Annotated in this window: 19 protein-coding genes, 6 pseudogenes and 1 riboswitch; of the genes and pseudogenes, 10 read left to right on the top strand and 15 right to left on the bottom strand. The window is 69.7% G+C overall.

The genetic code is table 11. The features are described from left to right. Positions 1–8: 8 nt before the first annotated feature. From OHU89_RS29350 to OHU89_RS29340, 3 genes are all read right to left on the bottom strand, one after another. The gene (locus OHU89_RS29350) at positions 9–1,247 is read right to left on the bottom strand and encodes a LolA family protein (RefSeq protein WP_405647221.1); all 1,239 of its coding nucleotides are present in this window, start codon (positions 1,245–1,247) and stop codon (positions 9–11) included. Between the two features lie 249 nt (positions 1,248–1,496). Then, complete coding sequence (locus OHU89_RS29345) at positions 1,497–2,498, bottom strand: CHRD domain-containing protein (protein WP_405647220.1); 1,002 nt, start codon at positions 2,496–2,498, stop codon at positions 1,497–1,499. 134 nt (positions 2,499–2,632) lie between these two features. After that, the gene (locus tag OHU89_RS29340) at positions 2,633–3,643 is read right to left on the bottom strand and encodes a polyprenyl synthetase family protein (protein WP_405647218.1); all 1,011 of its coding nucleotides are present in this window, start codon (positions 3,641–3,643) and stop codon (positions 2,633–2,635) included. A gap of 33 nt (positions 3,644–3,676) precedes the next feature. Between OHU89_RS29340 and OHU89_RS29335 the strand changes: the two are divergent. After that, a pseudogene (locus OHU89_RS29335) lies at positions 3,677–4,270 on the top strand (hypothetical protein); the annotation flags it as partial. Between the two features lie 86 nt (positions 4,271–4,356). Here the strand turns inward: OHU89_RS29335 and OHU89_RS29330 are convergent. Beyond that, a pseudogene (locus tag OHU89_RS29330) lies at positions 4,357–5,313 on the bottom strand (RNA-guided endonuclease InsQ/TnpB family protein); the annotation flags it as partial. Between OHU89_RS29330 and OHU89_RS29325 the strand changes: the two are divergent. Together OHU89_RS29325 and OHU89_RS29320 are read left to right on the top strand one after the other, a co-directional pair. Beyond that, a pseudogene (locus tag OHU89_RS29325) lies at positions 5,310–5,845 on the top strand (CocE/NonD family hydrolase C-terminal non-catalytic domain-containing protein); the annotation flags it as partial. The pseudogenes OHU89_RS29330 and OHU89_RS29325 overlap by 4 nt on opposite strands. Before the next feature lie 263 nt (positions 5,846–6,108). After that, a riboswitch (cyclic di-AMP (ydaO/yuaA leader) is annotated at positions 6,109–6,269 on the top strand. A gap of 1 nt (position 6,270) precedes the next feature. Continuing rightward, positions 6,271–6,753, top strand: a complete 483-nt coding sequence (locus OHU89_RS29320) for a transglycosylase SLT domain-containing protein (RefSeq protein ID WP_266889039.1) — start codon at positions 6,271–6,273, stop codon at positions 6,751–6,753. Between the two features lie 6 nt (positions 6,754–6,759). Here the strand turns inward: OHU89_RS29320 and OHU89_RS29315 are convergent, their stop codons facing one another. The 4 genes and pseudogenes from OHU89_RS29315 to OHU89_RS29300 all read right to left on the bottom strand — a co-directional run. Continuing rightward, complete coding sequence (locus OHU89_RS29315; protein ID WP_405647215.1) at positions 6,760–7,596, bottom strand: HAD family hydrolase; 837 nt, start codon at positions 7,594–7,596, stop codon at positions 6,760–6,762. Positions 7,597–7,799: 203 nt separating this feature from the next. Further along, entirely contained in the window at positions 7,800–8,651 is an 852-nt protein-coding gene (locus tag OHU89_RS29310) for a carbohydrate ABC transporter permease (protein WP_405654696.1), read from the bottom strand. Beyond that, positions 8,648–8,878: pseudogene (locus tag OHU89_RS29305) on the bottom strand (sugar ABC transporter permease); the annotation flags it as partial. The pseudogene OHU89_RS29305 and the gene OHU89_RS29310, both read right to left, overlap by 4 nt. Positions 8,879–8,930: 52 nt before the next feature. After that, positions 8,931–9,248 (bottom strand): annotated as a pseudogene (locus tag OHU89_RS29300) (sugar ABC transporter substrate-binding protein); the annotation flags it as partial. A gap of 14 nt (positions 9,249–9,262) precedes the next feature. On the opposite strand from OHU89_RS29300, the gene OHU89_RS29295 reads away from it, so the two are divergent. The 4 genes from OHU89_RS29295 to OHU89_RS29280 all read left to right on the top strand — a co-directional run bounded on the left by OHU89_RS29295 (position 9,263) and on the right by OHU89_RS29280 (position 14,237). Then, positions 9,263–11,194 carry a beta-galactosidase gene (locus tag OHU89_RS29295; RefSeq protein WP_405654694.1) on the top strand — a complete coding sequence of 644 codons (1,932 nt, stop codon included), beginning with the start codon at positions 9,263–9,265 and terminating at the stop codon, positions 11,192–11,194. Between the two features lie 43 nt (positions 11,195–11,237). Continuing rightward, positions 11,238–12,386, top strand: a complete 1,149-nt coding sequence (locus OHU89_RS29290; RefSeq protein WP_405647213.1) for an arabinogalactan endo-beta-1,4-galactanase — start codon at positions 11,238–11,240, stop codon at positions 12,384–12,386. Between the two features lie 111 nt (positions 12,387–12,497). Further along, the gene (locus tag OHU89_RS29285) at positions 12,498–13,628 is read left to right on the top strand and encodes an arabinogalactan endo-beta-1,4-galactanase (protein ID WP_405647211.1); all 1,131 of its coding nucleotides are present in this window, start codon (positions 12,498–12,500) and stop codon (positions 13,626–13,628) included. Between the two features lie 12 nt (positions 13,629–13,640). Beyond that, on the top strand, positions 13,641–14,237 hold the full coding sequence (locus tag OHU89_RS29280; RefSeq protein ID WP_405647209.1) for a hypothetical protein: 597 nt from the start codon (positions 13,641–13,643) through the stop codon (positions 14,235–14,237). Here the strand turns inward: OHU89_RS29280 and OHU89_RS29275 are convergent. Both OHU89_RS29275 and OHU89_RS29270 read right to left on the bottom strand, forming a co-directional pair. Then, positions 14,234–15,421 (bottom strand): FAD-dependent oxidoreductase, encoded by a 1,188-nt coding sequence (locus tag OHU89_RS29275; RefSeq protein WP_405647207.1) that lies wholly within the window; start codon positions 15,419–15,421, stop codon positions 14,234–14,236. The two genes, OHU89_RS29280 and OHU89_RS29275, sit on opposite strands and share 4 nt — an antisense overlap. A 43-nt stretch (positions 15,422–15,464) precedes the next feature. Next, a complete protein-coding gene (locus OHU89_RS29270; protein ID WP_405647205.1) occupies positions 15,465–16,700 on the bottom strand; it encodes an ATP-grasp domain-containing protein in 1,236 nt (411 codons plus the stop codon). A gap of 225 nt (positions 16,701–16,925) precedes the next feature. Here OHU89_RS29270 and fahA point away from each other — a divergent pair, with 225 nt between their 5' ends. Both fahA and OHU89_RS29260 read left to right on the top strand, forming a co-directional pair. After that, positions 16,926–18,143, top strand: a complete 1,218-nt coding sequence (gene fahA, locus OHU89_RS29265; protein ID WP_405647202.1) for a fumarylacetoacetase — start codon at positions 16,926–16,928, stop codon at positions 18,141–18,143. A gap of 157 nt (positions 18,144–18,300) precedes the next feature. Next, positions 18,301–19,242 carry a M56 family metallopeptidase gene (locus tag OHU89_RS29260; protein WP_405647200.1) on the top strand — a complete coding sequence of 314 codons (942 nt, stop codon included), beginning with the start codon at positions 18,301–18,303 and terminating at the stop codon, positions 19,240–19,242. 38 nt (positions 19,243–19,280) lie between these two features. Here OHU89_RS29260 and OHU89_RS29255 read toward each other — a convergent pair whose 3' ends face one another. The 3 genes and pseudogenes from OHU89_RS29255 to recQ all read right to left on the bottom strand — a co-directional run bounded on the left by OHU89_RS29255 (position 19,281) and on the right by recQ (position 22,517). After that, on the bottom strand, positions 19,281–19,427 hold the full coding sequence (locus OHU89_RS29255; protein ID WP_405655114.1) for a hypothetical protein: 147 nt from the start codon (positions 19,425–19,427) through the stop codon (positions 19,281–19,283). Positions 19,428–20,032: 605 nt separating this feature from the next. After that, positions 20,033–20,113, bottom strand: a pseudogene (locus OHU89_RS29250) (helix-turn-helix domain-containing protein); the annotation flags it as partial. A 400-nt stretch (positions 20,114–20,513) separates the two neighbouring features. Next, entirely contained in the window at positions 20,514–22,517 is a 2,004-nt protein-coding gene (recQ, locus tag OHU89_RS29245; protein ID WP_405654692.1) for a DNA helicase RecQ, read from the bottom strand. Between the two features lie 243 nt (positions 22,518–22,760). Here recQ and OHU89_RS29240 point away from each other — a divergent pair, with 243 nt between their 5' ends. Beyond that, a complete protein-coding gene (locus OHU89_RS29240; RefSeq protein WP_405647199.1) occupies positions 22,761–23,351 on the top strand; it encodes a hypothetical protein in 591 nt (196 codons plus the stop codon). Positions 23,352–23,428: 77 nt separating this feature from the next. Here the strand turns inward: OHU89_RS29240 and nuoN are convergent, their stop codons facing one another. Next, positions 23,429–25,078, bottom strand: a complete 1,650-nt coding sequence (gene nuoN / locus OHU89_RS29235; RefSeq protein ID WP_405647197.1) for an NADH-quinone oxidoreductase subunit NuoN — start codon at positions 25,076–25,078, stop codon at positions 23,429–23,431. Beyond that, the gene (locus OHU89_RS29230) at positions 25,075–26,646 is read right to left on the bottom strand and encodes an NADH-quinone oxidoreductase subunit M (RefSeq protein WP_405647194.1); all 1,572 of its coding nucleotides are present in this window, start codon (positions 26,644–26,646) and stop codon (positions 25,075–25,077) included. The genes nuoN and OHU89_RS29230 overlap by 4 nt, the downstream gene beginning before the upstream one ends. Positions 26,647–26,648: the final 2 nt, after the last annotated feature.

Raw genomic sequence — 26,648 nt, 5'->3', positions numbered from 1 at the left:
TGTGGTGGTTACTTGGCCTCGTTGGCCGCCTTCACCAGCGCGTCCTTGGTCACCGCACCGACGTAGACCTTGCCGTCGTCGGTGATCAGGGCGTTGATCAGCCGGGTCTTGAACACCGTGCCCTCGCCGAACTTGCCGCTCGCCTTGTCGCCGAGCGAGTCGAGGAAGCCGCCGAAGGCGCCGCCGGCCTCGGAGCCGGACGGGATGCCCTGGCCGCCGGTGTCGAAGGTGGCGATGGAGGTCCAGCCCTCGCCGATGACGTTGAGCCCGTCGGGGCCGCCCTTGGCGAAGCCCTCGTCGTCGGCGGAGCCGCCGAAGTGGCCGGAGCCGCCGGAGTGGCGCTCGGGTGCCTCGGCGGCGTCCTCCTCGGTGACCTTCGCGCCCTTGGGAGGCGTGAAGTCGAAGGTGGACGCGGCCGGCTTGGCGTAGCTGATCTGGGTGAAGCCGGCGTCGACGACCGCCGCGCCGCCGCTCGCCGGGGTCAGCGTGAACTTCAGCGGCAGCCCGGTCTTCGCGTCCACGGCCACGGTGACCTGGCCGACGGTGGACCCGGAGTCCTTGGGCTTGATGACGAGCCGGTAGGCGTCGCGGCCCGCGACGTGCGCGGTGCCCTCGACGGTCACGGAGGTCGTGTCGTCGACCGCCTTGAGGGCGTCCTCGGTGAGGTCCTTGGGCGTGGCCGGGACCTCTTCCCGCTTGCTCTTGCCGTCGCTGTCGTCGGCGGTGGCGTGGAAGACCTCGTTGGACCCGCTGTCGTAGCCCCACACGTCCTTGCCGTTGTGGATGAGGCTGTACTCGGCGGCGTTCTCCAGGAGCGAGAGCTTCTGCTTGTCCTCGCCGTCGGCCGCGACCCGCAGGGTGTGGGTGCCGGTGGCGAGTGCGGTGAGCTTGGACGTCGGATCGGCGGACGAACCGTCGCCCGAGCCCGATCCCGAACCGCCGCCGCCGCCGGTCAGGCTGTTCTCCAGCCCGCCGAAGTCCGGCAGCCCCAGATCCGTGGTGATCTTCACGGTGCCGGACAGCTGCTCCACGTCCGACGCGGCGATCTTCTCGATGAGTTGCTGTGCGCTGATCTTCGGCAGGTCGGGGTCGCCGGAATCGGCGAGCGCCGGGACCAGCCCGATGGTCGCCGCGGCCACTCCCACGACCGCGACCGGGACGACGTACCGCGCGGCCCTGCGCCGTCCGGCGCGCAGGTCGTCGGTCTCGTCCGCCGTCGTGCTGTCGTCGGATCCGTACGGTGCCATGTGTGCCCTACCTCCGTGATCGGCGGCGGCTTCCAACTGCTCCACTCGTCCACCCCGTAGCCGCCATTCTCACCCGAATCGGTGAGGAGTGGTGTTTTCCCGTGGTCCCCATCTGACCAAATCCGTCAGGGCGATACGTCAACCCTCGGGCTCAACTCCACGTACACCTGCGGTATGACACACGGAGGCGGCGCCTCCCCCGACCCGTAGGGGTCGCGAGGAAAGACGCCGCTCGTGTACGTCGGTGGATCAGCCGCGCAGGAACACGTAGTCCGCCTGGTACGGCACCCCGACGATCGCACCGGGTGTGCAGGAGCCGGTCGGGGCGACGCCGCCGACGGTGTTCAGGCGCAGGATCTCGGTGGTGTCGGCGAGCAGGCCGTGGTGCTTGCCCGACTGGGTGGCCTTCAGATCGAGCTCGGGGATGTTCCCGGCGCCGTTCGGCGTGCGGGAGATGACCGAGCCGGTGACCGCGCTGCCGTCCCGCGCGATCCATTGCGGGGTACCGGAGTTGGGCTCGACGAAGGAGTGCGCGATGTGGCCGGCGAGCACGGCGCTGACGTCCCGCTGGGCGAAGGCGTACCCGCCGCCCTCGGCCGGCTTGCACTCGTAGATCTGCTGGCCCTTGACGACGGACGCCTGGAAGTTGTGCAGCGCGTCCCGGAAGCCGAAGCCCGCGACGGTGACCTGGTGGAGCTGGCCGCGGACGGCTCCGCCGGGGAACTCGGCGGTGTGCAGGTTGGCATAGAAGGAACCGGGGTCGGTCTTCAGGGCGTCGAGCAGCGCGCCGTCCTTCACCTTCACGGTGCCGGTGACGCTGTGTCCCTTGGCCTTGTCGAGCAGCTTGGTGAAGTCGACCCTGACGCCGCCGTTGGTGCCCTTGGCGCCCTGGTGGATGTGGAGCAGGGTGGGCTTTCCGGTGCCGCGCCAGGTCACGGCTACGGACACCTTGTCGCCCTTGACCTTGATGAACTCCAGTGCGGCGCCGTCCTTGTCGTTCACGGCGGGGCCGCCCTGGACGGGCACCTCGTTGGCACCCCGGAGGCTCGCGGCGAGGATCGTGCCGCCGCTGTCGCCGAGGGCGCCGCTTCGACTGACGATGCTCTCGGCGCCCGAGTGGCCCGCGTGGTCGGCGCGGTCACCTCCGGCGGCGAAGGCGGGAATCACCGAGGCGGCGACACCACCGGCGGCGGCCACTGCGACGGCGGTGACGACGAGGCTCTTACGGCGCTTGGAGAACGTCGCGTTCATGCCCATGATTCTTTTGTCTCCCCGTATTGCAGCTGACGCCCCCTGCGTCAGCTTCTGGGCATGAATACGAAGTCGATCTTAGATTGGACTCAGTCCAGATTGGTGACGTACGTCACATTGCGACCCGGGGTCTGTCAGCCCGCCCGGTGCACCACCGCGTCGCACATCTCCATGAGCGCGGCCTTCACATCGCCCTCCGGCAGCGGAGCGAGCGCGGCCCGGGCCTCCTCCGCGAACCGCACGGTGTCCCGCCGCGCCTGCTCCAGCGCGGGATGCGCCCGCAGCGCGACCAACGCCTCGGCGTGCCGCGCGTCGTCGGTCAGGTCGGAGTCCAGCAGCTCGCACAGCGCGATGTCGTCCGCGAGGCCCAGCCGCGCCGCCCGCTCCCGCAGTCGCAGCACCGGCATGGTCGGGATGCCCTCGCGCAGATCCGTCCCCGGCGTCTTCCCGGACTCGCGGGAGTCCGAGGCGATGTCCAGGACGTCGTCCGCGAGCTGGAAGGCGACGCCCAGCCGCTCGCCGTACTGCGTCAGCACGTCGACCACCGTCTCGTCGGCGCCCGACATCATCGCGCCGAACCGGCAGGACACCGCGACCAGCGAGCCGGTCTTGCCGCCGAGCACGTCCAGGTAGTGCTCGACCGGATCGCGGCCGTCCTGCGGCCCCGCGGTCTCCAGGATCTGGCCCGTGACCAACCGCTCGAACGCCTCGGCCTGCACCCGGACCGCCTCCGGACCGAGGTCGGCCAGGATGTGGGAGGCGCGGGCGAAGAGGAAGTCGCCGGTGAGGACCGCGACCGAGTTTCCCCACCGGGTGTTCGCGCTGTCGACCCCGCGCCGCACGGACGCCTCGTCCATCACGTCGTCGTGGTACAGCGTCGCCAGGTGGGTCAGCTCCACCACCACGGCCGACGGCACGACTCCGGGGGCGTAGGGGTCGCCGAACTGGGCAGTGAGCATCACGAGCAGCGGACGGAAGCGCTTCCCGCCCGCCCGTACGAGGTGCTGCGCGGCCTCCGTGATGAAGGGGACCTCGCTCTTGGTGGCTTCGAGCAAACCCTCCTCGACGGCCGCCAATCCGGCCTGGACATCGGCTTCCAGAGCCTGGTCCCGCACGCTCAGCCCGAACGGCCCGACGACGGTCACGAGGGGTCTCCTGTCTGCTGGTGTCTACTGGCGATTACACGGTTTGTCGATAGGTCGCTGCCATCACTCAAGTCAGCGTATCCGGTCACGTTTCGATCACCACTGCCGCCCACCCGTGCAGCACGGGCGGTATCGGATCACGACCGGTATGTTTTTGATCACCTGAAAAGAACGGATATCTTCCGACTTGCACGGAAGTAGTAGAGCGTGTCTCGAACAACCGTTGACGTAGATCCCGGCAGCCACCCCCCGCCCGAGGACGACACCGCCTTCTTCGGCCAGCCCGAAGGCCTGCTCACCCTCTCCGGTCTGGAGGTCTGGGAGCGCTTCTCGTTCCTGGGCATGCAGGCCATCCTCGTCCTCTACTTCGCCGACACCGTGGCCAACGAGGGCATGGGCATGTCGGCCGGAACCGCCGCGTCCGTCTCCGCGGCCTACGGCACCCTCGTGTACCTCGTCTCGGTCGCCGGCGGCTGGCTCGCCGACCGGATGCTCGGCTCGTACCGCGCGGTCCTGTGGGGCGGCATCCTGATCGCCTGCGGCCACTACTCCATGGCCGTACCGACCTCGACCATGACCTGGGTGGGCCTGGGACTCATCAGCGCGGGCACCGGCCTGCTCAAGCCCAAACATGTGTGACTGTGTGTGTGACAACGACGTGCACTACGTGACTCCGCCCACGCGGTAACCGTGCGGGCTTCCTGCGTCGCTGACTAAGCAGCGTCACAGAGGGCCAGACCGGCCCTGTGCAGGACGTTCGAAGCACCCACCACGTCGGCGTTCTCGGTGAAGCCGCAGGAGAGGCATTCGAACTTCGCTTGGGTGACGCGGTTCCCCCTCGCGACGTGCCCGCATCCTCCAGCGGAGAGTGGGCAAGTGCGGGAGGTGTTGCGAGCATCCACCGGGATCACCAGGCGACCGGCGCTTTCAGCCTTGTTCGCCAGGATTCCGAGGAACTGTCCCCAACCCGCGTCGAGGATACTGCGGTTGAGCCCGGCCTTGGCGGCAGCGCCGTTCGGGAGGAACGCGCCGTCGTTGTCGGGGTCAGGCTTGGGTGCAGGCGCCCTGGTCATGCCCGCTGTGTTCAGTCGCTCGTGTGCGATCGTGTCGTGGTCACGGATCAGCGCGCGGGCGGCCATGTGGTGGAAGTCGAGTCGCTGGCGCCGGATCTTGGCATGCAGCTTGGCGACCTTCCGAGCAGCGGCGCGGTGCTTTTTCGTGCGCTGCCGGGTCCGCCTTGGAAACGTCGCCAGGTGCCGCTGGGCTTCGGCCAACTCCTCGGCCGCAGCATCGAGGAACTTCGGGTTCGGCTCATGCCCGCCATCCGAGGTGGTGAAGAAGTGCACGGTGCCCATATCGATGCCGACGACCGCACCGGTCGGTGGCAGCAGTTCGGCGGGGACGTCTGCGCACGCCAGGATGACGTACCAGCGCTTGCCCTCGCGCTTGATGCTGATCGTCTTCACGCGTCCCTGCACGGGCCTGTGCTGGTGCACCCGGATGTGGCCGACGCCTTGGAGGCGTACGCGGGTCCGGGCATCGTGTGGGGTGGAGTCCCAGCGGCAGCCGTCCCCATCCTTCGGGAAGACCACTGTGTCGAAGTGTCCGCCGCCCTTAAACCTGGGGTACCCGGGCGTGAGACCCGCCTTTACCCGGCGAAAGAACGCTGAACGGCATCGGGCACGCCTTCCCGCCCGGGCACCGCATCCGGCTCGCCGTCTCCTCCGCGTACTGGCCGTGGATCTGGCCGCAGGCCGACTCCGCGGCGGGGTTCGCGCTGGAACCGGCGACGAGCCCGAGCAGTCCGAGCCGCTCGGCGTCAACTTCCCCGCCACGCTGGACGAACCGCGCCCCGAGCGACTGGTCGTACGCGATGTCGCCAAGGGTGAGTGGCGTCTGGAGGTCGACCCCCGGTACGGCGGCACGCGCGTGTACCCGGATGGTCTGGAGTTCACCGAGGATGCGCTGGAGACGTACACGATCGACGAAACGGACCCGCTGTCGGCGCGCACCCGCTCGGACTGGTCGATCCGGCTGCACCGGCCGGAGCTCGCGTGGGACACGACGGTCCGTACGCGCTCGGAGATCAGCTGTGACGGGGTGGGATTCTTTCTGGCCGCCAACGAGGTGGTCTGCGCGGAGGGCGGAGAGGTGGTTTTCCACCGGACGCGGGAGAAGAGGATTCCGAGAACAGCCGGTTGAGGTTAATTGCCCGATTTGCGGCCGCATTTCATCTCAGTGACTTGAGTCACTTCCACCTGTGGGCGAGCTGTGTGATCCCGTCCGCCGATCCACCTTGCCCGAACGCCAGTTGGCGATTGGCACCCGCAAAGGATCAAGCACCCCATACGCCTCAGACCGAGGTCAATGGGCCCGTTGTGTGAATCCGGTACTTGTTCCGGACATGTGCTCTCGCATACGTTCCCGGCCGGGCGGAACGCCGAATCCTGCCGCCGCCCGGAGACCGCTCACCTACGAGAACTCACGGCAGGAGCGGGGGAACCAGGTAAGTCGCCGGACATAACGGACCGGCTTGGGGTGAAGTCGTGTCGCCGTACGGCGGCCCGGCCGGGCATCTCCCGCCCGAACCCGACAGCTCACCTCGCAGGCGCCGGAGAGGAACTGTCATGCCTGCTGCCGCTCAGCACCGTCGCACCAGAACGTCCCGCCTCGCCCGCAAGCTCGCCGTCGCCGGTACCGGCATCGCCGTGCTCGCACTCCCGGTCATCGGCGCGACCAGCGCCTCCGCGGCCACCCCGACCGTGACCACGGCGACCTCGCTGGGCTACGCCAACACCCTCGACGGCTGGATCCAGGCGTCGCTCCAGGTCATGGCCCAGAACGGCATCCCCGGGTCGTACGACAGCATCTACCGCAACATCCTCCGCGAGTCGTCCGGCAACCCCTACGCCATCAACAACTGGGACTCCAACGCGGCCGCCGGCACCCCCTCCAAGGGCCTGCTCCAGGTCATCGACCCCACCTTCCAGGCGTACCACGTGTCCGGCACCTCGTGGGACCCCTACGACCCGGTCGCCAACATCACCGCGGCCTGCAACTACGCGGCGCAGCGGTACGGGTCGATCGACAACGTGTGGGGCGCGTACTAGGCCGAGTCACCGCCGGGCCCCGTTCCCGAGCAGGTTCCCCTGGAACAGCCTCTCCAGGACGACCGCGATGCCGTCGTCCTCGTTCGAGAGGGTGATCTCGTCGGCCATCGCCTTGAGTTCGGGGTGGGCGTTGGCCATGGCTACGCCGTGGGCCGCCCAGTCGAACATGGGGATGTCGTTGGGCATGTCGCCGAAGGCGATGGTCTGTTCGGGGCCGAGGCCGAGGTGGTCGGCGGCGAGGGCGAGGCCCGTCGCCTTGGTGATGCCGCATGGCTGGAGTTCGACGGTGCCGGGGCCCGACATCGTCACCGTCGCGAGGGAACCGACGACTCCGCGGGCCGTCGCCGCCAACTCGTCGTCGGACAGGGCGGGGTGGCGGAGGAGAACCTTGCTGATGGGCTCGCACCACAGGTCGTCGCGGCGGTCGACCCGTACGGCCGGGAGGGTGGGGTGCGGCATCAGATACCCCGGTTCGATGAGCGTGAGACCGTCGACGCCGTCCTGGTCGACGGCGGCGTAGACCTGACCGAGCTCGGCCTCGATCTTGCCGAGCGCGGTCTCGGCCAACTCCCGGTCCAGGGTCACCGACCACAGCAGACGGTCCGCGCCGGCGTCGTACACCTGCGCGCCCTGCCCGCACACCGCGAGCCCCGTGCTGCCCAGGTCGTCGAGGAGCGGCCGCACTCTCGGGGCCGGCCGGCCGGTCACCACCAGATGCCGGGCCCCTGCCTCCGCCACCCGCGCGAGCGCGGCGAGCGAACGGTCGGAGAGCGTGTCGTCGCCCCGGAGCAGGGTTCCGTCCAGGTCAGTGGCGACGAGTGAATATGCGGTGGGTGCGGCCATGATCAGAGAATACGGATGGAAACCCCCATCGACTCGACGCGAACCGGACGGCTGCACCCTTCACATCCGTTGACGTCGGCTCCGGTTCGACGCTCAAGTGGAATCTCGTACCACCAGTTCCGTCCGAGCATCCCGTACTCAGCCTGCGGGCATGGCGGTTGACGACGTACCCGGTGGTTCGCGGCACCCGTTCGGGTGGGCCGTCAGGATTTGATCGAGCCGCTCAGCAGGTCCAGCGACCAGAAGCGCTGGATCACCAGGAAGAGCGCGATCAGCGGGAGGACCGCCAGCAGACAGCCGGTGATGACCAGGGTGTAGAGGGCGGGCTGTGAGGCACCTTGGGCGAGGAGCGTGTAGAGGCCGAGGGTGATCGGGAACTTCTCGTCGTCGGCCAACATGACGTACGGCAGCAGGAAGTTGTTCCAGATGCCGACGAACTGGAAGAGGAACACCGTGATCAGGCCCGGGATCATCATCGGCACCGCGACCCGGGAGAAGATCCGCCACTCGCTCGCCCCGTCCATGCGGGCCGCCTCCATCAGCTCGGCGGGCACCGACGCGGCCGCGTAGATACGGACCAGATAGACGCCGTACGGGGAGAGGATCGACGGCAGCAGCATCGACCAGTACGAGTCGGCGAGGCCCAGTTCGGAGAGCAGCAGGTACTGGGGTACGGCGAGGACGATGCCCGGGACCAGGACGCCGGCCAGGATCATCTTGAAGATCGCCTCCCGGCCGCGGAAGGCGAACCGGCCGAGCGCGTACCCGCCGGCGGCGGAGACCGCGGCGGAGAGCAGGGCGCCGAGGCCCGCGTAGAAGGCGGAGTTGAGCATCCAGCGCCAGTAGATGCCGTCGCGGTACGTGGTGAGCTCGCTGATGTTGTCGAGGAAGCCAGTGCCGGGGGCGAAGGTGAAGGTGGAGAAGAGCTCGGCCCGGTTCTTGGTCGCCGCGATGACCACCCAGGCGATGGGGACCAGGCAGTACAGGGCGCCGAGGAGCAGGACGAGGGTGGGGAGCCAGGCGGTGCGCCGGATGCGCGCCACGGGAGTTGTCATCGCTGGTCCTCCCTGGTGTAGCGGTCGGCGACGCGCAACAGCGCGAAGGAGACGACGAACGTGGCCAGGGCCAGCACGACGGCGGTGGCGGAGGCGCCGTAGATGTCGGACTGGCGGAAGGCACTGTCGTAGATGGCCATCAACGGGCTCCAGTCGGTGGGCAGTCCGTTGGTCAGGGGCCGTAGGGCCATCGGCTCGGTGAAGACCTGGAGGGTGGCGATCTGCGAACTCGGCGGCGGCCTCGGCGTGTTCGGAGTCGGTGGAGACGCCCGTGGAGGAGCCGCCCCAGCTGCCGGTGACGTCGTCGCCCGTCTTCCACTGCGGCAGCGGGGCCATGCGCCACTTGCCCTTGGTGTCGGGGGCGGAGGAGACCAGCACGCCGGGTGCCCACACGGCGGAGACCCAGCCGATGTGGGTGCCCTTGTTGAGGGCGTTGTTCCAGGCCGGGGTGTACATCGGCTGGTTGTCGATGACGCCCTCCTGGACCAGGCCGCCCCAGAACTCGGTGACCTGCCGGGTGGCGGCGTCGTCGATGCCCACGGTCCACTGACCGCCGCTGTCGACGGTCCACCACTTGGCTCCGGCCTGCTGGGACAACCCGGCGAACAGTCCTGGGTCGTTGGCGGAGAAGGGACGTACGGCTGATGCGGGAGGCCGGTGTCACGCTGGTCTCGCTCGGCGTCTTCGCCTGGGCGCGGATGGAACCCCGGCGCGGGGCGTACGACTTCGCGTGGCTGGACCGGATCATCGGCATGCTGCACGAGGCCGGGATCGGCGTGGCCCTGGCCACCCCGACCGTCGTACCGCCCGCGTGGTTCTACCGCGCGCATCCCGAGGCGCTGCCGGTGACACGGGAGGGGGTGCGGCTGGCGTTCGGGTCACGTGGGGCGATCTGCCACTCCAACCCCCACTATCGAGCGGCCGCGGAGGAGATCGCCTCGCGGCTGGGCGAGCGGTACGGGCGTCATCCGGCGGTCGCGCTGTGGCACGTCCACAACGAGTACGGCGCCCCGGTGATGAGCTGTTTCTGCGACACCTGCGCGGTGGCCTTCCGGCACTGGCTGATGGACCGCTACGGCACCCTCGGCGCCCTCAACCAGGCCTGGGGCACCGCCTTCTGGGGCCAGCAGTACGGCGACTGGGACGAGATCGGGGTGCCCCGGGCCACGCCCACCGTCACCAACCCCGCCCAGCAACTGGACTTCCGGCGCTTCGCCGACGCCCAGGCACGCGCCAACTTCACCGCCGAGCGGGACATCCTGCACCGTCTCTCCCCCGGCGTCCCGGTCACCACCAACTTCATGGTCGCTCCGAGCCAGTGCTCCTCGGTCGACTACTGGGCCTGGGCCCGCGAGGTCGACCTCGTCACCAACGACCACTATCTGATCACCGACGGCCGCCGCACCCACGTCAACCTCGCCCTCGCCGCCGACCTGACCCGCTCGCTGGCCGGTGACAACCCGTGGCTGCTCCTCGAACACTGCACCTCGGCCGTCAACTGGCAGCCCCACAACCCGGCCAAGGCGCCCGGACAGATGGCCCGCAACTCCCTCTCCCATGTGGCGCGCGGCTCCGAGGGCGCCATGTTCTTCCAGTGGCGGCAGTCCCGATGGGGCGCCGAGAAGTTCCACTCGGCGATGCTCCCGCACGGCGGGACGGCGACGCGGGTCTGGCGGGAGGTCGTCGAACTCGGCTCCCGGGTCGGCGAGTTGGCCGACCTGCGTGGCACCCGCACCCGCGCCGACGTGGCCATGGTCTGGTCGTGGGAGTCCTGGTGGGCGCAGAACCTGGAGTGGCGGCCGAGCGCGGACCTGGACGCGCGGGAGCGGCTGGACGCGTTCTACGAGGCCTTGTACGACCGGCACCTGACGGTGGACTTCTTTCCGCCGGAGGGGGTGGCCGGGCTCGATCCCGCGCGGTATCCGCTGCTCGTCGTGCCTCAGCTGTACTCGGTGCGTACGGGCATCGCCGCGGATCTCGACCGGTATGTCTCGCGCGGCGGCACCCTGCTCGTCTCGTTCTTCTCCGGCATCGCCGACGAGCACGACGCGGTGCACCCCGGGGCGCATCCCGGCGCGCTGCGGGACGTACTCGGGCTGACCGTCGAGGAGTTCGACCCCCTGCTGCCGGGCGAGCGGATCACCGTACGAACGCTGCGAGGGGAGGCGTACGAGGCCGACCTGTGGTCCGAGTACGTCGTCCCCGGCGAGGGCTGCGAGACGGTCGCCGTCTTCGCCGACGGTCGTACGACGGGACGGCCGGCGCTCACCCGGCGCGCGCTCGGCGACGGTGTGGCCTGGTACCTGGCGACCCGGCTGACCGGCGACGGGCTGGCGGCGGTCGTCGACCTGGCCCTCACGGACGCCGGCGTCACGCCCACCGCTCTGCCCCGGGACGTCGAACTCGTCTTACGCGAGGGCGCGTCGGGGACGTACCGCTTCGCCGTCAACCACACCGGCGGCGAGGTGAAGGTCGTCCTGCCGGACGGCGGTCAGGCCGCAGTGCCGGCGGGCGCGGTCGAGGTGTTCCGCGAGCCGCGCTGATTTCTTGATCACTTCGACTTCATCACTTTGAAAGGAACCGAACATGCGCAGACGCAGTGTTCTCACCGCTGCGGGAGCCGCCGCACTGGCCGTTCCCGTGCTGGGGGCGGCACCCGCGGCCGCCTCCACGGGCGGTCGCCGTGGGCTGGACATCCGGGCCATGGACATCTCCTCGCTGCCCAAGAACGAGGACCACGGCGCGGTGTACCGCACGGCCGACGGCCGCCGCGAGGACCCGATCCGCCTCCTCGCCCACGCGGGGATCACCCACGCCCGTCTGAAGGTCTGGGTGAACCCGGTCGACGGCTACAACAACAAGGCTCGTGTCCTCCCGCTCGCCCGCCGGCTGAGACGGGCCGGCATCGGCATCTGGGTCGACTTCCACTACTCCGACACGTGGGCCGACCCGGCGCACCAGACGAAGCCGGCCGCGTGGGCGGACCTGGACATCACGGGTCTGACGCGGGCCGTCTACGACCACACGGCCGACGTTCTCGGCGCCCTGAAGCGGCAGGGCACCCCGGCCGACCTCGTCCAGGTCGGCAACGAGATCAACGGCGGCATGCTCTGGCCCCAGGGCAAGAACTGGGGCAGCGACAGCGGGGGTTGGGGGAATCTGGCCGCCCTGCTGAAGTCCGGTCTGAGCGCCGCCCGCGACACTTCGCCGCGTATCCGCACGATGCTGCACATCGCCTCGGGCGGCGACAACGGCACGTCCCGCTGGTGGTTCGACACCGCGGTGTCCTACGGCCTCGACTTCGACATCATCGCCCAGTCGTACTACCCGTTCTGGCACGGCACCCTGGAGACCGCCGCCGCCAACTTCGTGGATCTCACCGCCCGTTACGGCAAGCCGGTCGTGATCGCCGAGACCGCCTACCCGTTCACGCTGGGCAGCGAGGACGACATCAACGACATCCTCAACAGCCCCTCGCAGCTGACCCCCGGCTTCCCCGCCACCCCCGAGGGCCAGGCCGCCTGGCTGCGCGCGGTCGCCGACCTCGCCGCCGCCGTCCCCGGCGGACAGGGCCTCGGCTACTGCTACTGGGAAGGCGTGTGGACCTACCGCGCGGGCAGCGGCTGGAACCCGCAGGACCCGGGATCGGGCAACGCCTGGGAGAACCTGGCGCTGTTCGACTTCGAGGACAAGGCGCTGCCGGGGCTGCGGACGCTGGGCCGCTACCGGTCGTAACTCCCCTTTGTTCGTGTTCCGTCGGCGGTCGCCGGGCCGCCGACGGGCTCTTCAGCACACGCGCGTACGTCGCTCGACTCTCCGACCATCCTCTTGGAAGAAAGCACCCGCATGCGTCGTCGTACGATCCTCAAGGCCGCCGCCGTCTCCGCGGCCACCCCCGTGGCCCTGGGCGCCGCCGCCACCCCGGCCGCCGCCGCGACCACCCTCTCGGTCCGCGGTATCGACATCTCCTCCCTGCCCAAGGCCGAGGCCTATGGCGGGCTCTACTACAACTCCGCCGGCACCAGAGTCGACCCGGTCGCCCTGCTCGCCACGGCCGGTATCTCGCACGCCCGCCTGAAGGTGTGGGTGAACCCGGCGGACGGCTACAACAACAAGGCCCGCATCCTGCCGCTGGCCAGGCGTCTGAGCGCGCAGGGCATCAAGCTGATCATCGACTTCCACTACTCGGACACCTGGGCCGACCCCGGCACCCAGACCAAGCCCGCCGCCTGGTCGTCGTACTCCGTCTCCCAGCTCTCCACGGCCGTCTACAACCACACCGCCGACGTCCTCGGCGCCCTGGTCTCCCAGGGCACCCCCGCCGACCTGGTCCAGATCGGCAACGAACTCAACGGCGGCATGCTCTGGCCGGACGGCAACTGGGAGCATCTGGACAACCTGGCGACCTTCCTCAAGTCCGGCACCAACGCCGCCCGCGCGACGACCCCCGGCGTCCGCACGATCCTGCACCTGGCCAACGGCGGTACCCAGAGCCTCTACCAGTGGTTCTTCGACAACATGCGCTCGCGGGGCGTGAGTTGGAACGTGATCGGCCTGTCCTTCTACCCGTACTGGCACGGCACGCTCTCCGCGCTCTCCGCCAACCTCGCCTTCGTCACCAACCGCTACGCCACCCCGGCGATCGTCGTCGAGACCGCCTACCCCTGGACCCTCGCCAACAAGGACTCCACCGGCAACATCGTCAACTCCGGCAGCCAGCTCACCTCCGGCTACCCGGCCACGCCCGCCGGTCAGGACGCGTGGATCAGGGCGATCGCCGACACGGTGGCCGCGGCACCCGACAACAGGGGCCTGGGGTACGTGTACTGGGAGGGCCTCTGGACGGCGGTCACCGGCAACGGCTGGGACCCGGCCAACCCGAGCTCCGGCAACGCCTGGGAGAACCAGGCCCTGTTCGACTACAACAGCAGGGCGCTGAGCGGGTTCTACACGGTGGGGTCGTACCGGCGTGGGTGAGATGCTCGCGGGGTGACGGATCTCCCGGAGACCTTTCTGAACCATCTGCGAACGGCCGCGGTCGGCGTGCTGGAGCGCATACCCGAGCAGCTGAAGCCCGAGATCTACACCCTGGCCTTCAACATCTGGCGCGTCGACTACGACTACCGGCATCCGTACGTGGACATCGGCTACAACACCGAGAGCCAGTACCGGCTGGAGCGACGGCCGGAGGACCCCGGCGAGGCCCGCTGGAACTACGCCTGCTGGATCCTGGAGGGTTTCGAGAAGCTCGGAAACGTCCCCGAGGATCCGGCCGGCCGGCCGGTGTACGAGGCGGAGGTCAAGCAGCTCGGCGCCTGGTTCGACTCCGAGGACGAGGAGGATGAGGGCGAGATCGACGCCAAGTCCGATCTCCTCCGGCTCCACTTCTACGACGCCGTCATCGACCTCGCCCGCCATCTGCACGCCGACGGGGTGATCGAGAAGACCTTCGGCCGTCCGATCCCCGTGGTCGTGTTCGACATGGACTGCCCCGGCTGGGAGCTCCACGCGACCGAGTACGCCAACCCGCCCGGGCTGATCAAGGAGTTCATGGCGTGGCAGCAGGCCCAGCTGCCCGGCTCCTAACCGTGCGCCGCCGCCAGATGCCTCGCCAGCCTCGGTGAGGCGAACTCCGTACCGCACACGAACCGCATCACCGGCCCGTACGACGAAGCCGCCGGAAGTCCGGTGAAGTAGAGCCCCGGCACCGACGACACATATCCCACGCCCAGTTTCGGCGCGCCCCGGCTCACCGCCAGTGCCGTACGGAGTTCATGGCCGAGGAAGTCCATCGCGGCGAGGTCGACGCGGTAGCCGGTCGCGGCGATGACGTGGTCGGCCGACAGACGTTCCGTGGCGCCGGTGTGGGTGAGGACCGTCAGCGTGGGACGGCCGTCGGCGGCGTCCGCGCTCAGGACGCGGCGGACCTCGCTGACCCTCACCCGGCCCTGGAAGCGGTCGCGCAGCCACCAGGCGCCGAGCGGGCCGAGGACACGGCGGACCAGGTAGTGGCGGGCCTGGGCCGGGAGGTGGCGGTAGGGGTGGGGGTAGTAGGTGAGCGCCCACAGCGACCAGGCACGGCCGAAGGGCGACTCCGGGCGGAGCCGGGGCTGGCGCCACGGGGGCTCGCCGAAGGCGACCCGGCCCCGGGAGACGACCCTGACCCGGGCGCCCGCCTCCGCCGCGAGGGCCGCCGTCTCCAGCGCGGACTGGCCGGCGCCGACGACGATCAGCTCCTTGCCGGCGTAACGGCTCAGGTCGTGGTGCTGGGAGCTGTGGGAGACCGGGCCCGTGGGGGCGGGTCCGTCACCCGTGGTCAGCTCGGGCGGCAGATGGGCCAGTCCCGCGAGTCCGGTGGCCACGACGACCGCGCGGGCGGTGAACGACTCTCCCGAGTCCAGCTTGAGTTCGAAGCCCTGGGAACCCCGGTCCACCGACACGACCCGCACCCGCTCCAGCTCGGGCACCAGCTTCTGCTGGAACCACTCGCCGTACGCGATGAAGGTCTCCACCGGGACGATGTCCTCGTCGGTCACCAGCCGCGGTATGCCCGCCGCGTCGCAGTAGTCGACGAGGGTGTGGCCCCGCTGGGGCGCGTCGAGGTCGGAGGCCGCCGGGGTCGACTTGAGGAGCATGCCGGCGGGCATGTGGTCGCGCCAGCTGACCATGGGCTCGCCGAAGACCCGGACGGGGATGCCGCGGGCCCTGAGATGGGCGGCGGTGGACAGGCCGTAGGGCCCGGCACCGATGACTGCTACCGGTCGGATCACGAAGTCCCTCCCCAGGAACGTCTCCACTTCGTGGAGCCATCTGCTACTTCGAGGCGCCGTGGCGGTTGGTCCGCCACAGCTGGTACAGATGCTTCGCGCCCGGCCGCACGAAGCGCGCGAGCATCGTGAGGAACGGCAGCGGGTCGTCGCCCGCGAGCCAGGCCAGCTCGGTCCCGCTCGCCCGGTCCGGCGCGTGCGGCGTCGTATAGCCGCTGCGGCGGTAGGCGAGGAGGGCGGCCAGGTCGATGTTCTCCACGATGTACCGGTGGCCGGCCCGCTGCTCCCCCTCCGGGACGCGGCGGCCGGTCAGGTCCAGATGCAGGGCGCGGACGACGTCCACCCCCGACTCGTTCTCGAAGAGCCGGAACTGGGCACCCATGCGCGGGTTGAAGTCGAGGAGTTTGTACAGCCCGTCGCGCCGGTCGAAGCGCAGGTCGAGGTCGATGATGCCGGTGAAGCCGATCTCCTTGATGAAACGCGCGGCGAGGTCCGCGAGTTCCGGATTGTCGACGACGTACGCGTTCGCGGTCATCCCCGCGTGCGGCGGCCAGGAACGGACCTTGACCCCGGTGAACAAGGCCAGCGGCGTGGAGTCCGCGTCGAAGTAGGCGTGCACGATCCAGTCCTCCGCCTGCTCCCTGGGCAGATACTCCTGGAGGATCACCCCGGGCCGCTCGCCCCAGTCGCGGGCGAGGGTGAGCAGGCGCTGGCGGGTGGCGATCCGGGTCGTGCCGTTCACGGCCGGCCGGGTGCGCCGCACGAACGCCTCGCGGTTCTTGGCCACCACCGGGAAGAGCGCCTTGTCGGCGAACGCGACGATGTCGTCGTAGGACCGCGGGAAGGCCGCCGTCGGGCTGGGGATGCCGTGTTCCACGCACAGCTCGTGCAGGCCCTGCTTGCTGGCGAGGCGGCGCGGCAGTCCGCGGTCGACGCGCGGGACGAGGAAACGGGTCCCGAGTTCGTCGCGGTGCTCGGCGATGAGCACCGCGGCCTCCTCGTCCGTGGGGACGAGGACCGTCGGGCGGCCGATGGCGCGACCGATCCGCAGCAGCCCCTCGACGAGCCGTCCGGGCTCCTCCGTCCCCGTCGTCGGCCAGACGAAGGCCTTCCTCAGATAGCGGGAGGCGGCCGCGGGCGTACAACGGTCCTCCGTGATCGCGTACATCGGGACGCCGAGGCGGCCCAGACTGCGGATCGCGCCGACCCCGCCGTGGTGCAGCGGATAGTCGCCGAACTTCACGATCAGGCCCGGCACCTCACGGTCGGCCTCAAAAGGCACACGTCTGTCTGCGCTCCTGGCCACGGGTCCCCCAGGTGTCCCGTCCACGGACCGGCCCCACCCCGCCCGTTGTCCCCAAAGGACGCTAAGCCGGAATTGAAGCCTCCAACATCCCCTTACCAGAACATTGCGGACTCTTTAGACCCTCCCAAGACAGGCGACTCGGCCGTAACGTGTGGCGCGACCACATGGCACACGCAGCGATTGAGAGCGAGGCAGCACCCCATGCCCCCCTTCGATCTCCCCGAGGGCGACCCCTTCGGCCCGCACAACCTTCCGTACGGCGTCTTTTCCGTGGGAGAGTCGGCCGACCGAACCGTCGGCGTCCGGCTCGGCGACCACGTACTCGACGCCGGCGCGGCGGCCCACGCACTGGGTTCGCCGTACGCCACCCTGCTCGCCCGGCCGTCCCTGAACCCGCTGCTGGCGGCGGGCCGCACCGCGTGGTCGGACGTACGGCGGGCCCTGACGGCATGGGTGACGGTGCCCTCGCACCAGTCGGCCGTCCAGGAGTTCCTGCACCCGCTCTCGTCGGTGACCCTGCACCTGCCCTTCGAGGTCGCGGACTACGTCGACTTCTACGCCTCCGAGAACCACGCCCGCAACGTCGGCCACATCTTCCGCCCCGACGCCGCGGACTCCCTGACCCCCAACTGGAAACACCTGCCGATCGGTTACCACGGCCGCTCGGGCACGGTCGTGGTGTCCGGGACGGATGTCGTACGACCGTCCGGCCAGCGCAAAGCCCCCTCGGACACGGCACCCGTCTTCGGCCCCTCGGTCCGCCTGGACATCGAGGCGGAGGTCGGCTTCGTCGTCGGCGTGCCCTCGGCCATGGGCTCGCCGGTGACGCTGGGCGACTTCCGGGAGCACGTCTTCGGGCTGTGCCTCCTCAACGACTGGTCCGCACGCGACATCCAGGCCTGGGAGTACGTCCCCCTCGGCCCGTTCCTCGGCAAGTCCTTCGCCACGTCGGTGTCGGCGTGGATCACCCCGCTGGACGCGCTGGAGGAGGCGCGGGTGACGCCACCGGAGCGGACGCACGAACTGCTGCCGTACCTCGACGACTCGGCCTCCGGGGACGGCCCGGGCGGCTACGACCTCCGTATCTCCGTGTCGATCAACGGGCACCTGGTCTCCGAGCCCCCCTTCTCCACCATGTACTGGACCGCCGCCCAGCAACTGGCCCACATGACGGTGAACGGCGCCTCGCTGCGGACCGGCGACCTCTACGGCTCCGGAACCGTCAGCGGACCCTCCGAGCACGAACGCGGATCCCTGCTGGAACTGACCTGGAACGGCCGCGACGCCCTCGAACTCCCCGACGGCAAACGGACCTTCCTGGAGGACGGGGACGTGGTGACACTGTCGGCGTGGGCACCCGGGCCGGACGGTGTGCGAGTGGGTCTGGGTGAGGTGGTGGGACAGGTGGTGTCGCGGTGACGTGGTCGACGGTGAGTTGAAGTACGGGCCAGGGGTCGTCCCGAGGTCTGCCGTGCACCGCCCGCCGCCGTCATACTGGCGGCGGGCGACACAGCGGACGAACGCGTCGGCCCACCCGTAGCCGCCTCTTCCACCGACCGGATCCGGAGCCCGTGGGATGACGTTCTGCCTGCTCCTGCTGAGCGCCGTCGCGCTGGCCGCCGCCGTGCCGGCCCCCCGTGCGCTGACCCGGGCCGCCTGGCCCGAACGGGAACCCGTGGTGGGGCTCTGGGTGTGGCAGTGTCTGGTCGCCACCGTCCTGATGTGCTGTCTGACGGCCCTGGTGCTCGGCGCCGCCGCCGTCTTCCACACGGTCCGCGACCATGTCTTCGCCCCCGCGCCACCGGCGGTGACCGCGGCCTACGGCCTGTCCGCCGCCCCCGTCTGGGCGGCCCTGCTGACCCTCCTGCTGGCCTGCGGGGCAGCCTGGACGACCGCGATGCTGGCCCGCGAGCTCGTGGAGGCGCGCCGCCACCGCGGCCTGACCAGGGCACATCTGCGCGAACGCGCCCCCGAACTGCCCGGCGACCTGGAGAAGGCCGCGCGCGGCCCCCTGTTGGTCCTGGAGGACGAATACCCCGACGCCTGGTGGATGCCGGGCAGCCCGCCCCAGCTCGTGGTGACGACCGGTGCCCTGCACCGCCTGACCGACCACCAGCTGGACGCCGTCCTCACCCATGAGCGCGACCACGCCCGCTCCCACCACGACTGGCTGCTCCACCTCTCGACCGCCCTCGCCACCGGCTTCCCCCGGGTACCCTTGTTCGCCCACTTCTGCGACGAGACCCACCGCCTGGTCGAACTGGCCGCCGACGACACGGCCTCCCGCCGCTGCGGCCACCTGACCACCGCCCTGGCCCTGATCGAGCTGAACCAGCACCGAGGCGTCCTGTCCTGCTCCTCCAGCCACCGCCTGCTGGGCGAGCGGGTCGACCGGCTGCTGGAGCCCCAGCCACGCCTGCTGCGCAGACACCGGGCACTGACGGCGACAGTGGCGGCCCTGGTCCCCCTGCTGCCCCTGCTGATCGCCTTCGGACCGGGGCTGACGGCACTGGCCTAACCTGGCAGATCTTGCTCAACGACAGCCGTTCACGCAGGTCAGCCGCGCGCCTGACACTCCGGCAGGTGGCGCAACAATGATTTTCCTACCTCTTCGCGGCGGTCCTGGGCGTGGCCACGGGCACGCTCGAACAGGCCATCGTCTTCATCACCTTCGCTGCCGCCCTCTCCCGTCTCGGTCTCCACCCGACACTCGGTGCACTGCCCGCCTGCGTGAGGAGGTGGTGCTCACGATGGGCGGCTGGCTCGCGGTCGGCATCGGCGTCTCTTGACATCCTCCCCCTCTTAGAAGGGGGGATTCCAGCCCATGCAGGCTGGGGTTCACGGACGCTCTTGGACCGCGTGGGCGGTGTCGTCCCTCCGGCACCGGCTGTTCGCCGGGGGCGGGGGATACCGCCCTGTCCTGCCGCGAAGCGCACCCAGCCGCAGCCGGGCACCTTGACCCGCGCCCAGCGCCGGTTCAGTTTGCCCACGACCACCGATCGGCCCATGACCTGCCTGCCGGTCTTCGCGTTCAGCTTCGGCGTACCATCCGGACGGTACTCGGGGACGCGATCTGTACCAATGACCCGGAAACCCTCATGCACGTGCTTCCGGCGCCACGTCGGCTCACCGAACCCGGACGTGAACCGGGCGCTCTTGGCCTTCGCGAAGTCCTTGAGCGCCTGCTGCTGCACATCCGCATTCCCGGCACCCAGCCACTCGTTCTCCCGCCGGGCCTCGGTGAGCTGACGACACTGCTCGGCTAACGCTGGCGCCGCCTTCCGGCCCGGCTGCCAGTGCGCGTGCTGCTCGACGGCCAGGTTCCACACGTACCGGGCATGCGCGCAGTGCAGCAGCATCCGCTGCTCCTGTTCGCCCGTCGGGTACATCCGAAACCGTGCCATGCCGCGAACCTAGACCGCACGTTCCCCGGCCGTGCACGCTATCGATCACCATCACCCATCCGAGTGATCACATCCCACCGACCACCCACCACCTGTCCGTGGCAGCCCTCAACATCACCGGACGACGCCGAACCGCCCTGGCGGCGATCCGGCCTGGCAGATCAGGTCCGGCGCCGCGACCGCACTTTCCGCAGCCGCCGACGTCGCCGTCCCCGCCCTGACCGACCCCACCGCCGACGTCCGCAAGGCGACGGTCCCAACCCTGACCCGGCACGCGCACACCGAGGACGGCCACCTGACCCGACCGGAGTCGGCGCCGGAACCCGTCCGGCCGTGAGCCCCACCCATGCCCAGCTCCGGTCCACGCCCAGCCCCCCGCCCATGCCTACGTCCAGTCGGGCTCCGGCTCCTCGTCCATCTCGGGCCAGTGGTCCGCACCCGGTTCCACGTCGCCCTCCGGGCTCGGCGCCCCCTCGGCCGCAGGGCTGTCGCCGAGCCCGGCCAGGACCGCCAGCACGCCCTCCCCGTATGTCACCAGCTTCTTCTCGCCGACGCCGCCGACCGTCCCGAGCTGTGCCACCGACGTCGGCCACACGGTCACGATCTCCCTGAGCGTGGCGTCGTGGAAGATGACGTACGCCGGGACGCCCTGCTCCCGCGCCTGCTCGCCCCGCCACGCCCGCAGCGCCTCGAAGGCCGGCATCAGCGACTCGGGCAGTTCCACCGCGGCGGCCTTCGCCTTGCGCTCGCCCCGCCCGGAGGAGGACCCGGCGGTCTTCGCGGAGGCCGGCTTCTTCGGTTCCTTGCGCAGCGGTACGTCGCGCTCCCGTCGCAGCACCGAGCCGCTCGCCTCGGTCAGCACCAGCGTGCCGTACTCCCCCTCGACCGCGAGCAGTCCCTGTGCCAGCAACTGACGGACGACACCGCGCCATTCGCCCTCGGAGAGGTCCTCGCCGATGCCGAACACGGACAGCTGGTCGTGGTCGAACTGGATGACCTTGCCGGTGCGCTTGCCGAGCAGGATGTCGACGATCTGCACCGCGCCGAACTTCTGACCGCGCTCGCGCTGCAGCCGCACGACCGTCGACAGCACCTTCTGCGCGGCGACCGTGCCGTCCATGGTCTCCGGCGGGGTGAGGCAGGTGTCGCAGTTGCCGCAGCCCGACGGGTCCGGCTCCTGGCCGAAGTAGTTCAGCAACTGCCCGCGCCGGCACTGGGCCGTCTCGCACAGCGCCAGCATCGCGTCCAGGTGGGAGGCGGCCCGGCGGCGGAACCCCTCGTCGCCCTCGCCGGACTGGATCAGCTTGCGCTGTTGTATGACGTCGTTGAGTCCATAGGCCATCCAGGCCGTCGACGGCAGTCCGTCGCGTCCCGCGCGGCCGGTCTCCTGGTAGTAGCCCTCGACCGACTTGGGCAGGTCGAGGTGCGCGACGAAGCGGACGTCCGGCTTGTCGATGCCCATGCCGAAGGCGATGGTCGCGCACACGACCAGGCCCTCCTCGCGCAGGAACCGCGACTGGTGCGCCGCGCGGGTGCCCGCGTCGAGCCCCGCGTGGTAGGGGACGGCCTCGATGCCGTTCTTGCTCAGGAACTCCGCCGTCTTGTCCACCGAGTTGCGCGAGAGGCAGTACACGATGCCCGCGTCGCCCTCGTGCTCCTGGCGCAGGAAGCTCAGCAGCTGCTTCTTCGGGTCGGCCTTGGGCACGATCCGGTACTGGATGTTGGGCCGGTCGAAGCTCGCCACGAAGTGCCGGGCCGTCGGCATGTTCAGCCGCTGGGTGATCTCCTGGTGGGTCGCGTCCGTGGCCGTCGCGGTCAGCGCGATCCGGGGGACGTCCGGCCAGCGCTCGCCGAGCAGGGAGAGGGACAGATAGTCGGGGCGGAAGTCGTGGCCCCACTGGGACACGCAGTGCGCCTCGTCGATCGCGAAGACCGAGATCTTGCCGCGCGAGAGGAGGTCCAGCGTGGAGTCGAGCCGCAGCCGCTCCGGTGCCAGATAGAGCAGGTCCAGCTCGCCCGCCAGGAACTCCGCCTCCACCACCCGCCGCTCGTCGAAGTCCTGCGTGGAGTTCATGAACCCGGCGTTCACGCCGAGCGCCCGCAGCGCGTCCACCTGGTCCTGCATCAGCGCGATGAGCGGCGAGACCACGATGCCCGTACCGGGTCTGACCAGGGACGGGATCTGGTAGCACAGCGACTTGCCGCCACCGGTCGGCATGAGGACCACGGCGTCGCCGCCCGCGACCACATGCTCGATGACCGCGCCCTGCTCGCCGCGGAAGGCCTCGTACCCGAAGACCCGGTGCAGCGTGGCCAGCGCCTCACTCTCGGCCGTATCTGCCACCTCGGTCACCCTTGGCATCTCGCTGATCCCACCCATCCCGCGCATAGCCCTGTCCCCCGTACGTAGTCCCTCGACCACTGCGTCCACGATAGGGGTCCGCACCGACAACGCCGGAGTTATCCACAGGTTCGCCCCGTCACTCTCCGCGCTCATGCGAATGGCCTCCGTCACATGACGCCCTCGTGGTCACCGGGACATGCTGCTCAGGCGGGCCAGGGGAGGCCCGTCTCTCTCCGGACGGCGCGCCTCACAGGAGCATGCGCGTCTTCCGCTTCAAGGAGCCCCATCATGTCCTCTCGGCCCCTCAAGGCCGCCATCACCATGGCGATAGCCGGCGCTCTCTCCCTGACCGCCGCCCCCGCGCAGGCGGTGCCCGAGCCCGACCCGTTCGTCTGGGTGGACCTGGTCCCGACGTACACGAACACCGCCCCATCCGCCTACGAGCCGCTCGCCCCGCCGGACGGCTGGGCCCGCACCGACACCTGTGTGCCCGGGATGGGCTACCGGTACGTCAACGCGGAGTACCTCGCCGACGGTGTCGTCGATGCCGGCAAGCCGGAGGTCCTGCTGTACGAAGGCGGGGCCGACACCAGCGACCGCGATCTGGTCGCGGTGGGGTGGGCCGTCAAGAACACGGGACAGGCCGCGCCGGAGCTGTTCGGCGAGACGTTCCGCAGCACCGAGGTGCCCGGCTACTACACGCTTCACGCGTGGATCTACGAGGACAATCCCGACGGATTCTTCGAACCCTTCAACCCCGCCGTGACGTGCGCCTCCGCGTCGACACCGGCGACCACGACCACGACCACGACCACGACCACGACGGCCAACGTGCCCGACTGGGTGTCCAGCCTCGACAACCTCGACTGGACTGCCTGAGCGCAACGCGGCGGCCCCGGATCCCACGAAGGGAACCGGGGCCGCCGTAAAAGCACCGCGGGCACAGGCGCCGCAGGTCAGCGCACGAACACTCCCGCCTGGTTCGCCAGGTCCAGGAAGTACTGCGGCGCCACACCGAGCACGAGCGTGACCGCCACGCCGATCCCGATCGCCGCCATCGTCAGCGGCGACGGCACGGCGACCGTCGGGCCCTCGGGCCGCGGCTCGCTGAAGAACATCAGCACGATGACGCGGATGTAGAAGAACGCCGCGATCGCCGACGAGATCACGCCGACCACTACCAGCGGCGCCGCGCCGCCTTCCGCCGCCGCCTTGAACACGGCGAACTTCCCGGCGAACCCGGAGGTCAGCGGAATGCCGGCGAAGGCCAGCAGGAACACCGCGAACACGGCGGCCACGAGGGGCGAACGGCGTCCGAGACCGGCCCACTTGGACAGGTGCGTCGCCTCACCACCGGCATCGCGTACCAGCGTCACCACGGCGAACGCGCCGATCGTGACGAAGGAGTACGCCGCCAGGTAGAAGAGGACGGACGAGACGCCGTCCGGTGTGGTCGCGATGACGCCCGCGAGGATGAAGCCCGCGTGCGCGATGGACGAGTACGCCAGGAGTCGCTTGATGTCGGTCTGGGTGATCGCGACGATCGCACCGCCGAGCATGGTGACGATCGCGACGCCCCACATGACCGGCCGCCAGTCCCAGCGCAGGCCCGGCAGCACGACGTAGAGGATCCGCAGCAGCGCGCCGAACGCGGCCACCTTGGTCGCCGCCGCCATGAACCCGGTCACCGGCGTCGGCGCGCCCTGGTACACATCCGGTGTCCACATGTGGAACGGGACCGCGCCGACCTTGAACAGCAGGCCCATCACGATCATCGCGGCGCCGATGAGCAGCAGCGCGTCGTTGCCCATGGTGTCCGCGAGGGCCGGGTCGACGTTCGCGACCGTGCCGTCGACGACCTGTGCGATCGTCGCGTACGACACCGAGCCCGCGTACCCGTACAGCAGTGCGATGCCGAACAGGGTGAACGCGGAGGCGAAGGCGCCGAGCAGGAAGTACTTGACCGCGGCCTCCTGCGACATGAGCCGCTTGCGGCGGGCCAGGGCGCACATCAGGTACAGCGGCAGCGAGAAGACTTCCAGCGCGATGAACAGCGTCAGCAGATCGTTGGCCGCCGGGAAGATCAGCATGCCGGCGACGGCGAACAGCAGCAGCGGGAACACTTCGGTGGTGGTGAAACCGGCCTTGACCGCGGCCTTCTCGCTGTCGCTGCCGGGCACGGAGGCGGCCTGTGCGGCGAAGGAGTCGACCTGTTTTCCGTGCTCCACCGGGTCCAGGCGCCGTTCGGCGAAGGTGAAGAGGCCGACCAGGCCCGCCAGCAGGATCGTGCCCTGAAGGAAGAGCGCCGGCCCGTCGACGGCGATCGCGCCCATCGCCACGATGCCTGCCTTGGTGGTGGCGTATCCGCCCTCCGCGAGCGCGACGACCGCGGCGAAGGCCGAGATCAGCGCTACTGCGGAGACGAACACCTGGGCGTAGTACCGCTGCTTGCGCGGTACCGCCGCCTCGATCAGCACTCCGATGATCGCCGCACCGACGACGATCAACGTGGGTGACAATTGTCCGTATTCGATCTTCGGCGTATCGATCTTCGAGATCGGATCGGCCGCGGTTGTCCACAGGCTGTGGACGGCTGTTGCGCTCACTTGGCCGCCTCCACCTCGGGCTGGGGGTCCTTCTTCTGTACGTCGGACATGGTCGCCTTGACCGCCGGGTTGACGATGTCCGTGACGGGCTTCGGGTAGACGCCCAGGAAGATCAGCAGTACGACCAGCGGCGCGACCACCACCAGTTCACGCACCCTGAGGTCGGGCATCGCCGCGACCTCGGGTTTCACCGGGCCCGTCATCGTCCGCTGGTAGAGGACGAGGGTGTAGAGCGCGGCGAGCACGATGCCGAAGGTGGCGATGATCCCGATCACCGGGTAGCGCGCGAACGTGCCGACCAGGACCAGGAACTCACTCACGAACGGTGCGAGACCCGGCAGCGACAGCGTCGCCAGACCGCCGATCAGGAACGTGCCGGCGAGCACCGGGGCGACCTTCTGCACCCCGCCGTAGTCGGCGATGAGCCGCGACCCGCGCCGCGAGATCAGGAACCCGGCGACCAGCATCAACGCGGCCGTGGAAATACCGTGGTTGACCATGTAGAGCGTCGCGCCGGACTGACCCTGGCTGGTCATCGCGAAGATGCCCATGATGATGAAGCCGAAGTGCGAGATCGACGCGTACGCCACCAGCCGCTTGATGTCCCGCTGGCCGACCGCGAGCAGCGCCCCGTAGATGATGCTGATCACCGCCAGGACGAGGATCGCGGGCGTCGCCCACTTGCTGGCCTCCGGGAAGAGCTGGAGGCAGAAGCGGAGCATCGCGAAGGTGCCGACCTTGTCGACGACCGCCGTGATGAGGACGGCGACCGGGGCGGTGGCCTCCCCCATCGCGTTGGGCAGCCAGGTGTGCAGCGGCCACAGCGGCGCCTTCACCGCGAAGGCGAAGAAGAAGCCGAGGAACAGCCAGCGTTCGGTGTTGGTCGCCATGTCGAGCGAGCCGTTGGCCCGCGCCTCGGCGATCTCCTGGAGGCTGAAGTTCCCGGCGACCACGTACAGGCCGATCACCGCGGCCAGCATGATCAGGCCGCCGACCAGGTTGTAGAGGAGGAACTTCACTGCGGCGTACGACCGTTGTGTCGACGCCGTCTCCTCGCCGTGCTCGTGGGCACGGTCCCCGAAGCCGCCGATGAGGAAGTACATCGGGATCAACATGGCTTCGAAGAAGATGTAGAAGAGGAAGACGTCGGTGGCCTCGAAGGAGAGGATCACCATCGCCTCGACGGCCAGGATCAGGGCGAAGAAGCCCTGCGTCGGCCGCCACCTGGTGTTGCCGGTCTCCAGCGGGTCGGCGTCGTGCCATCCCGCGAGGATGATGAACGGGATCAGCAGCGCGGTCAGCGCGACGAGCGCCACCCCGATGCCGTCCACGCCCAGCTCGTACCTGACCCCGAACTCCTTGATCCAGGAGTGGGATTCGGTGAGCTGGTAGCGGTCGCCGTCCGGGTCGAAGCGGACCAGGACGATCGCGGCGAGCACGAGTGTGGCGAGCGAGACGAGCAGCGCGAGCCATTTGGCCGCGGTGCGTTGCGCGGCCGGTACGGCGGCCGTGGCGATCGCGCCGATCGCCGGGAGCGCCGCCGTCGCTGTCAGCAGAGGAAAGGACATCG

The organism is Streptomyces sp. NBC_00019 (assembly GCF_045041015.1).
Classification (GTDB): domain Bacteria; phylum Actinomycetota; class Actinomycetes; order Streptomycetales; family Streptomycetaceae; genus Streptomyces.
Note: the sequence above shows the minus strand (reverse complement) of the source record. Positions and strands in the feature narration are given on the sequence as shown.

Coding starts and splice junctions, on each gene's coding strand:
- OHU89_RS29285 (WP_405647211.1), top strand. CDS start 12,498: ATGCGTCGTCGTACGATCCTCAAGGCCGCCGCCGTCTCCGCGGCCACC.
- OHU89_RS29240 (WP_405647199.1), top strand. CDS start 22,761: ATGTCCTCTCGGCCCCTCAAGGCCGCCATCACCATGGCGATAGCCGGC.
- OHU89_RS29230 (WP_405647194.1), bottom strand. CDS start 26,646: ATGTCCTTTCCTCTGCTGACAGCGACGGCGGCGCTCCCGGCGATCGGC.
- fahA (WP_405647202.1), top strand. CDS start 16,926: ATGCCCCCCTTCGATCTCCCCGAGGGCGACCCCTTCGGCCCGCACAAC.
- recQ (WP_405654692.1), bottom strand. CDS start 22,517: ATGCGCGGGATGGGTGGGATCAGCGAGATGCCAAGGGTGACCGAGGTG.
- OHU89_RS29290 (WP_405647213.1), top strand. CDS start 11,238: ATGCGCAGACGCAGTGTTCTCACCGCTGCGGGAGCCGCCGCACTGGCC.
- OHU89_RS29315 (WP_405647215.1), bottom strand. CDS start 7,596: ATGGCCGCACCCACCGCATATTCACTCGTCGCCACTGACCTGGACGGA.
- OHU89_RS29260 (WP_405647200.1), top strand. CDS start 18,301: ATGACGTTCTGCCTGCTCCTGCTGAGCGCCGTCGCGCTGGCCGCCGCC.
- OHU89_RS29345 (WP_405647220.1), bottom strand. CDS start 2,498: ATGAACGCGACGTTCTCCAAGCGCCGTAAGAGCCTCGTCGTCACCGCC.
- OHU89_RS29350 (WP_405647221.1), bottom strand. CDS start 1,247: ATGGCACCGTACGGATCCGACGACAGCACGACGGCGGACGAGACCGAC.
- OHU89_RS29310 (WP_405654696.1), bottom strand. CDS start 8,651: ATGACAACTCCCGTGGCGCGCATCCGGCGCACCGCCTGGCTCCCCACC.
- OHU89_RS29320 (WP_266889039.1), top strand. CDS start 6,271: ATGCCTGCTGCCGCTCAGCACCGTCGCACCAGAACGTCCCGCCTCGCC.